The organism is Aquabacterium sp., from assembly GCF_036279675.1.
Taxonomy (GTDB): domain Bacteria; phylum Pseudomonadota; class Gammaproteobacteria; order Burkholderiales; family Burkholderiaceae_C; genus Aquabacterium.
In genome coordinates this window covers 1-7,615 of sequence record NZ_DASUIS010000144.1, presented here as the reverse complement: position 1 = coordinate 7,615, position 7,615 = coordinate 1, and the positions used below count along the sequence as shown (strand labels likewise).

6 protein-coding genes are annotated in these 7,615 nt (G+C 63.7%); 2 read left to right on the top strand and 4 right to left on the bottom strand.

What is annotated here, in order from left to right:
• The first annotated feature begins 29 nt into the window (after positions 1 to 29).
• Both VFW93_RS16530 and VFW93_RS16525 read left to right on the top strand, forming a co-directional pair.
• On the top strand, positions 30 to 782 hold the full coding sequence (locus VFW93_RS16530) for a hypothetical protein (protein ID WP_329695058.1): 753 nt from the start codon (positions 30 to 32) through the stop codon (positions 780 to 782).
• A gap of 111 nt (positions 783 to 893) precedes the next feature.
• A complete protein-coding gene (locus tag VFW93_RS16525) occupies positions 894 to 1,595 on the top strand; it encodes an START domain-containing protein (protein ID WP_329695057.1) in 702 nt (233 codons plus the stop codon).
• Between the two features lie 33 nt (positions 1,596 to 1,628).
• Here VFW93_RS16525 and VFW93_RS16520 read toward each other — a convergent pair whose 3' ends face one another.
• The 4 genes from VFW93_RS16520 to VFW93_RS16505 all read right to left on the bottom strand — a co-directional run.
• Positions 1,629 to 4,352 (bottom strand): response regulator, encoded by a 2,724-nt coding sequence (locus tag VFW93_RS16520; protein WP_329695056.1) that lies wholly within the window; start codon positions 4,350 to 4,352, stop codon positions 1,629 to 1,631.
• A gap of 16 nt (positions 4,353 to 4,368) precedes the next feature.
• The gene (locus VFW93_RS16515) at positions 4,369 to 5,070 is read right to left on the bottom strand and encodes a substrate-binding periplasmic protein (RefSeq protein ID WP_329695055.1); all 702 of its coding nucleotides are present in this window, start codon (positions 5,068 to 5,070) and stop codon (positions 4,369 to 4,371) included.
• 115 nt (positions 5,071 to 5,185) lie between these two features.
• The gene (gene ada / locus VFW93_RS16510) at positions 5,186 to 6,031 is read right to left on the bottom strand and encodes a bifunctional DNA-binding transcriptional regulator/O6-methylguanine-DNA methyltransferase Ada (RefSeq protein ID WP_329695054.1); all 846 of its coding nucleotides are present in this window, start codon (positions 6,029 to 6,031) and stop codon (positions 5,186 to 5,188) included.
• A gap of 94 nt (positions 6,032 to 6,125) precedes the next feature.
• On the bottom strand, positions 6,126 to 7,615 hold a 1,490-nt coding region (locus VFW93_RS16505; RefSeq protein ID WP_329695053.1), incomplete at its 5' end, for a cation:proton antiporter.

Here is a 7,615-nt window from a genome sequence, read left to right as displayed (position 1 = left end):
CAGCTTGACCGTCTGACGGAGAACCCGACATGTCCCTGCGACTGGCCACCCTGACGCTGGCCTTGATGCTCCTGTGGGCCGAGGCCGAAGCGGCACGCGTGATCGGCTATGTGCGCGACACCACCACGCGCCGCTATCTGTACACCGAGGTGCACGAGCAGAACCTGGCCGCCGATGGTGCCGTGCAGACGGGCGTCACCACCTACTACGACGCGCAAGGCCGCGAGATCGCGCGCAAGACGCTGGACTACCGGGGCAACCGCACCGTCCCCGTCTACCGCATGGACATCCCGGCGGTGCGGTATGCGGAGGGCATCAGCAGCAACGCCCCCCAGGCGCAGATCTTCAAACGAGATGGCGACCAGGAAGAGCGCAAGAGCCTGCCGATCAACGAGGGCCTGGTGGCGGCAGATGCCGGCTTCAACCAGCTGCTACAGGATCAGTTGCCCGCCATTCGAAAGGGCGAGCCGGTCAAGTTCAACCTGATCGTGGCAGGGCACACCAACAGCTACCGCTTTCGTGCCAGACGGGTTGACGAGCAGGCCATGGACGGCCGCACGGTGATGCGTGTGCTGGTGGAGCCCGACTCCATGCTGCGCATGCTGGTGCCCGCGATTTCGCTCAGCTACGACCTCAACAGCAAGCGCCTGCTCAGCTACCAGGGCGTCTCCAACATCATCGACCCGGAGACCAGCAAGGTGTACCGCAACATCACGATCAGCTACGGCGGCGAACCACCTTCAGATGCCAGGCTCCCAACCTTGAGCTCCGACGCGCGCTGACGTTGATAGCCCCATCTGGCTGTGGTTGAGCTTGTTTCTGCTCAAATCCACCTGAGCCGCGCTTCGTTACCCTTGGCCTCTTGCCAATCAGCTTCAACGGAGACTGCAACCATGGCCTCAATGCGTCTGACCATCCTCGCCCTGTGTCTGCTGGGTGCCAGCACCTCGGCGCTGACGGCCGCCCATGAATGGGAACCGGTGCGCCAGGGCCAGGGACGAGAAGACGTCAGCACCTGGGTCCGCAGCGTGGATGGCATGACCGTCAAGGCGTTCAAGGGCGTCACCGAGGTGCACTACTCGGCCCTGACCGTGCTGGCGCTGCTGGCCGACACGAATGGCCTGAACAACTGGGTCTATCACTGCAAGAGCAGCGGCCCCGCCGACAAGTTCCCGCTCGATCACACCTATGCGCGCTTCAAGGGCATCTGGCCCGCGTCCGACCGGGACGTGATGTTCCGCTCCACCGTCAGCCAGCAGGCCGACGGCAGCATCGTGCTGGACTCCAATCAGGTGGAAGGCTACCCGCAGCAGGATGGTCATGTGCGCATGCCCTACCTGCACAACACCTTCAAGCTGGTACCGCTCAAGGGCAACTGGACCCGCGTCGAGTTCGAAACCCAGGTCGACCTCGGCGGGCTGGTGCCCGACTGGCTGGCCAATGCCGTCTCGACCAAGGCACCGCTGGTGACCCTGGAAGGCCTGCGCAAGCAGGTCGCCCTGCCCCGCTATCAAGTGAAATCGTTCGGCGACCTGCCGGCCCACTATCACAAGGGCAAGCACATGGTGCTGCCTGAAACGCACCTCGCTCCCTGAGCAACGGCGCTGCGGCTGGTCCGACAGTGCGGCTCAGTCACTCAAGGCCGCATCAATGCCTGCCAGCACCTGGTCCAGTTCACGGGCCATGACCATGACCGCCTGCTCGATCTGATCGGATGAGGCCGGTGCCTGCACCTCGGCTGCCACCTGCTGGCAGGCCTGCGCCAGACCCAAGGCACCCAGCGTGTTGGCCACGCTCTGCATCGTGTGCAAAAGGCGCCTGACGGTGTCGATGTCCCCCTGCTGCCAGGCCGCCTGCCACTCGGCGATGAAATGGCGCTCCCGCTCGACAAAGATGCGCAGCATGCGCACGTACAAGTTGGCATTGCCCAGGGTGCGGGCCAACCCCACATTGACGTCCACACCGGGCAGATTCAAAGGCAGGCCTGTGGTGACTGACGAGCTGGACACCGCTTGCGCCTCCCGATTGGCCGGGCGTGTCCATTTCGCCAGGGTGCGATAAAGCTCTTCCACATCAATGGGCTTGGCCACGTGATCGTTCATGCCCGCCGCCAGGGCACGCTCGCGGTCACCCAGCATGGCATTGGCCGTCATCGCGATGACTGGCAGGCCCTGCCAGGCCGGGTTCTGGCGGATGTGGCCCGTTGCGGTGTAACCGTCCATCCCCGGCATCTGGCAATCCATGAGCACGGCGTCAAAGGGCTGCTCGGCCAGCATGGTCAGAGCCGTCTGCCCGTCCTTGGCCACGACCACCGTCACACCCACGCGCTGCAACAGCTCGATCGCCAGTTCCTGGTTGATCTCGTTGTCCTCGGCCAGCAGCACGCGTACACCGGACAGGCGCTTTTGATGATCGGTCAGCGCCAGCTTGATATCGCGGTGCATGTCCATGACCGGCGTGTTGGGCGCCCCCAGCACCCGCACGCAGGCATCATGCAGCGACGACGGTGTCACGGGCTTGGTCAGCACCGCCTGCACCTGCACCTGCTCCTGCCGCATGCGGCGCAGGACATCGTCCCGGCTGAAAGCTGTGACCATCAGCACCTGGGGCCGGTCATGTCCTGCCTGCGCCAGGCGGCGCGCGCAACTGACGCCATCCAGGCCCGGCATCTTCCAATCCAGCAAGACGAGCTGGAACGGGCGCCCGGCCTCGCTGGCCTCATGGACCATTCTCAAGGCCTGTTCGCCATCGTGGGCCTCGTCCACCGCAAAGCCCATGCGCATGGCCATGCTGGCAAGCACCTCTCTGGCCGCAGCGTTGTCGTCCACCACCAGCAAACGCCCGCCCGCCGGCACAGGCAAGACACCAGGTTGCTGAGCCTCGGAGGCGCCCAGGCCCATGCGCAGATTGAAATAGAAGGTGCTGCCCTTGCCTTCGTGGCTGTCCACCTCAATGGTGGAGCCCATCATGCGCACCAGCTTCTGGCTGATGGCCAGCCCCAGCCCCGTGCCGCCAAAGCGCCGCGAAGTAGACATCTCTGCCTGCGTGAAGGGGGTGAACAGGCGCTCCTGCTGGGCCTCGCTCATGCCCACTCCGGTGTCCTTGACCCAGAACCGCAGCAGCACCGAACCCGCACTGCGCTCGATCTCTTCCACGCCCACCATGACCTCGCCCTGGCTGGTGAACTTCACCGCGTTGGCGGCCAGGTTGACCAGCACCTGGTGCAGGCGCAAGGGGTCGCCCATCACGCGATCCGGCACACCAGGTGATTGCACGAGCAGGAGCTCCAGATCCTTTTCCTCCGCTTTCAGGCCGATGAGGTCTGCCAGGCCGTTGAGCGTGTCGTACAGGCTGAACTCGACCGATTCGATGTCCAGCTTGCCCGCCTCGATCTTGGAGAAATCCAGGATGTCATTGATGATGCCCAGCAGCAATTTGGCCGAGGTATGCACCTTCTGCACATAGTTGCTTTGCCGCGTGTCCAGGCCAGATTGCAAGGCCAGCTCCGACATGCCGATGATGGCGTTCATGGGCGTGCGGATCTCATGGCTCATGTTGGCCAGGAACTCGCTCTTGGCTTCGTTGGCCAGCACGGCCGCTTCCTTGTCGATGGTGAGTTGCTGACTGCGCAGTTCCATCTCGCGGCGCTTGCTGATCTCGTTCATCAAGGACAGGCGCATGCCGTTGATGGACTCCACCAAGGCATCGATTTCATCGCGCCGCTGCGCCTGACGCTGCGGCAATTGCAAAGCGGTATCCAGGTTGTCGATGGACAGGCTGGATGAGAAACGGGCAATCCGGGTGAGATGCCGCATGATCAACAAGCGCATGCCCAGCACGATGGCAAAAGCCAGCACGGTGGTGCGAACCACCTCGGCCACCACAATGGTGACCGCTGTCTCCTTCAGTCTCGCGTACAGGCCACCGAGCGACACCTCGACCTGCAACTGCCCGATCATCTGGCGCTGCCCAGGCTGCATCGGGTCGCTATAGACCAGGTCGTAGACACGCCGCAAGGTGGGCACGACCAGGCTCAATGCCGCCGGACTCGCATGGGGCTGGCCCAGCGCCTTGACCTGGAACGGGAGATCACCGGTGACCCCTACATACGTGACATCCGGCAACTTCGCGATGCCATCGAGCTGTTTTCCGATCAAGGACTGGTCCAGCAGCCACACATTGGCAGTCAAGGCCGGCACATGACTGGATTCGATGAGACGCAGGTTGTCCTCCACCGCACGCAAGCCCATGCGATAACCACCGTAGATCTGGTAGACCGCCGACAGCAACGCAATCACCAGGCTGATCAGCAGAACCAGCAGCGTCATGCGTCGGGTGATGGAGTAGGTCATGCGTCCGCGCCTCCGATCAAGGTTGCATCTCGCGCTTGAATGCCGTCAGCATGCGGTCGTATTCACCATTGGCCCTGATCGCCTGCAAGCCCTTCTCGAACACCTCGGACATGCGCTTGCCGTCGGGATGCGTGCGTGAAAAGCTGACCCAGAAGCTGTCCATGCCAATCGCCCCAACACGTTTGATCTGCCCTTTGAGCGCGGGCTCCTGCTTGATGCGGTAATAGCCCGGCATGGTGTTGAGCAGGATGTAGTTCACCCGTTTGGCCACCAGCATCTTGACCAGATTGCCGTCCGACACGGCACTGAGCCGCGTGATGCGGGGGTTCTGCATGAAGTCGGTCGGGTAGGTATAGCCGATGGTGATGCCCACCGACTGCCCCTCCAGATCCTTCTGCTTCAGGTCACTGGCTCGCACGTCGCTGCGCGCAAAGATGCCCAACTCCTCCTGAAACAAGGGCGTGGGGTGCCAGTAGAACAAGTCCTTGTTGGCCTCGGTGCGCGTGGTGTCGAAGCAGCCCACCACCGTGCCCTTCTCGGCGTAATGCAGGCACCTTGAAAAGGGCACCACCTGAAAACGCACCTCGACGTCCTGGGTCTTGAACGCGGCCTTGACCAAGGCTGGCGCCAGACCCTCGGGACCGGTGCGATCTGCACGCATGGATGAATAGGGGGCCCAGTCGTCCTCGGCTGCCACGGTCACCACTTCGGTGGCCATGGCCGTTGTCCACAGTCCTGCACATACAGCCAGTACCGACCATGTCGTCCGAATACCCATTTCAGACCTCCTGGTCGGACAATGTAGCGCCTTTCCCGCTGATTCGATAGCCAGACTAAATCGGTATCTGCCCTTCCATGGCGTCCGACTCGCGCAACAACAAGGCACGCTTGCGCGCCACACCCCAGCGGTAGCCAGACAGCCCGCCATCGCTGCGCACGACGCGGTGGCAGGGGATGGCCACAGCCAGTGGATTGGCGGCACAGGCGCCAGCCACGGCCCGCACCGATCGAGGTGAGCCGATGCGTTCGGCCAGCTCGCTGTAGCTCACGGTCTGCCCGGGCGGCACGGCGCGCAAGGCCTGCCAGACACGTTGCTGAAACGCCGTGCCTCGGATGTCCAGCGGCAGGTTCAAGCCCAGTCGAGGCGCCTCGATCAGGCCCACAACCTGGGCCATCCACGACTCGAAGCCCCCATCTGCACCGATCAGTTCGGCGGCTGTGAAACGGTCCTGCAGGTCGCGCAACAAGGCCTCTGGCTCATCACCCATGAGGATCGCGCAGACGCCACGTTCACTGGCTGCCACCAGCACGGCACCCAGGCTGCATTGACCAATGGCGAACCGGATCTGCATGTGGCGCCCACCGGCCTTGTAGTCAGTTGGCGTCATGCCCAGCACGGCATCGGCCTGCTCGTAAAAGCGGCCACTGGAACCGTAGCCAGCCTCATACAGCGCCTGCGTGACCGTGCCCCCTTGAGCCAGGGCATCCCGCACTCGCCGGGCACGCTGTGCCGATGCATAGGCTTTGGGGGTCAGCCCGGTCTGGCTCTTGAATACCCGCTGAAGGTGCGTGGCACTCCACCCCACCACGGCGGACAGCTCCGCCAGGCTCGGCTCCGAGCTGGCCTGTTCGATGTAGCGGCACAAAGCCACTACCTTGTCTGTCACGGAATCGGTCACGTCTGCACGCTGAAAGCCTTGTCGAAGGCCTCAATGTAGCCACAAGCCAGCACTTGAGCACTCCGGTTCTTGCGCTGCACGCCGGGCGTGCGCATCAATGCCCGTGTGGCACATCGGCGCCGCCCACCACATGTGTGCCCGGCTCGATCCACGCCGCCACCTGTCTGGCCATGCCTTTGGCGAGTTCCTGCTCCAGCACGAACACCTCCACCTCCAGGTCTTTTCTCAGCAAGGCGGCTTCGTCGGCACTGGCGCAATAGACCAGAACGCGGATCCCCGCATTGAGCTGCCGGGCAATATCGACCAGTTGATGGATCAGCAGGCTGTCCGGCAAGGTGATCACCAGGGCGCCGGCACGCGCGATGTGAGCCTGGATCAAGGTGGCGGGATCGGACAAATCACCCGTGACCGCCGGAACGTGGGCCTGGCGCAGGCTCTCGACCACATCTCGCCCCTCGTCGGCCACGACAAAGTTGATCTTCTGTTCATGCAGCAGCGCGGCCAGATGCTGGCCCACCTGCCCGTAGCCCACCAGCACCACCTGCCCGTGCAGGCGCGCCTGGTCAACGGTGCTGGGCAACTGCGCCAGCGGATCATCGCGGGCCTCCAGCCTCCGTGCCAGCGCCGAATGCGCACGCGCCCAGTTCAGCAGGGGTGCGAGCAAGCCGAACAAACCGGCATTGACCGCGATGGACACGATCGCAGCGGCCAGGATCAGGCTCTGCCCTTCCTGAGGCAGCATGCCCAGTGACACGCCCAGGCCAGCCAGGATGAAAGAGAACTCACCGATCTGAGCCAGGCTGGCCCCGACCGTCAAGGCGGTATTGAGCGGGTAACGAAACAGCAGCACCAGCGCCACGGCAGCCAGTGTCTTGCCCAGCAGGATCACGGCTACGGTGGCGGCCAGCTTGCCGGGTGAATGCCACAGGACAGTCGGATCGAACAGCATGCCGACCGACACGAAAAACAGGACGGCAAACGCATCACGCAAGGGCAATGACTCGTCGGCAGCCCGGTGGCTGAACTCCGACTCCTGCATCATCATCCCGGCGAAAAAGGCCCCCAGTGCAAACGACACGTCAAAGAGCTTGGCTGCACCGAAGGCCACACCGACGGCGGCGGCCACCACACTCAGCGTGAACAGCTCACGCGAGCCCGTGCGCGCCACCCACCACAACATCCTGGGCAACACGCGCCGCCCGATCAGCAGCATGGTGGCGATGAAGGCCATGACCTTGGCCAGCGTCAGCGTCAGCGAGAGCCACAGGGGTTGGCCAGCACTCGTGGCTGCTGCGGGCTTGTCCGACAACATCCCGGCCACCGCGGGCATGAGCACGAGCACCAGCACCATGACCAGGTCTTCGACCACCAGCCAGCCAATCGCAATGCGCCCGTTGACGGTCTCGATCAGGCCCCGGGCTTCCAGCGCCTTGAGCAGCACCACGGTACTGGCCACGGACAGACACAGGCCAAACACCAGCGCAGGCCCGATGCCCCATCCCCAGGCATGGGCCAGCCCCATGCCCATGGCCACCGCCACCACGATCTGAACCACAGCACCTGGAATGGCAATGCGCCGCACAG

What these genes read in the sequence shown, in the direction of transcription:
- VFW93_RS16530 (WP_329695058.1), top strand. Translation starts at nt 30, where the DNA reads ATGTCCCTGCGACTGGCCACCCTGACGCTGGCCTTGATGCTCCTGTGG.
- VFW93_RS16525 (WP_329695057.1), top strand. Translation starts at nt 894, where the DNA reads ATGGCCTCAATGCGTCTGACCATCCTCGCCCTGTGTCTGCTGGGTGCC.
- VFW93_RS16520 (WP_329695056.1), bottom strand. Translation starts at nt 4,352, where the DNA reads ATGACCTACTCCATCACCCGACGCATGACGCTGCTGGTTCTGCTGATC.
- VFW93_RS16515 (WP_329695055.1), bottom strand. Translation starts at nt 5,070, where the DNA reads ATGGCCACCGAAGTGGTGACCGTGGCAGCCGAGGACGACTGGGCCCCC.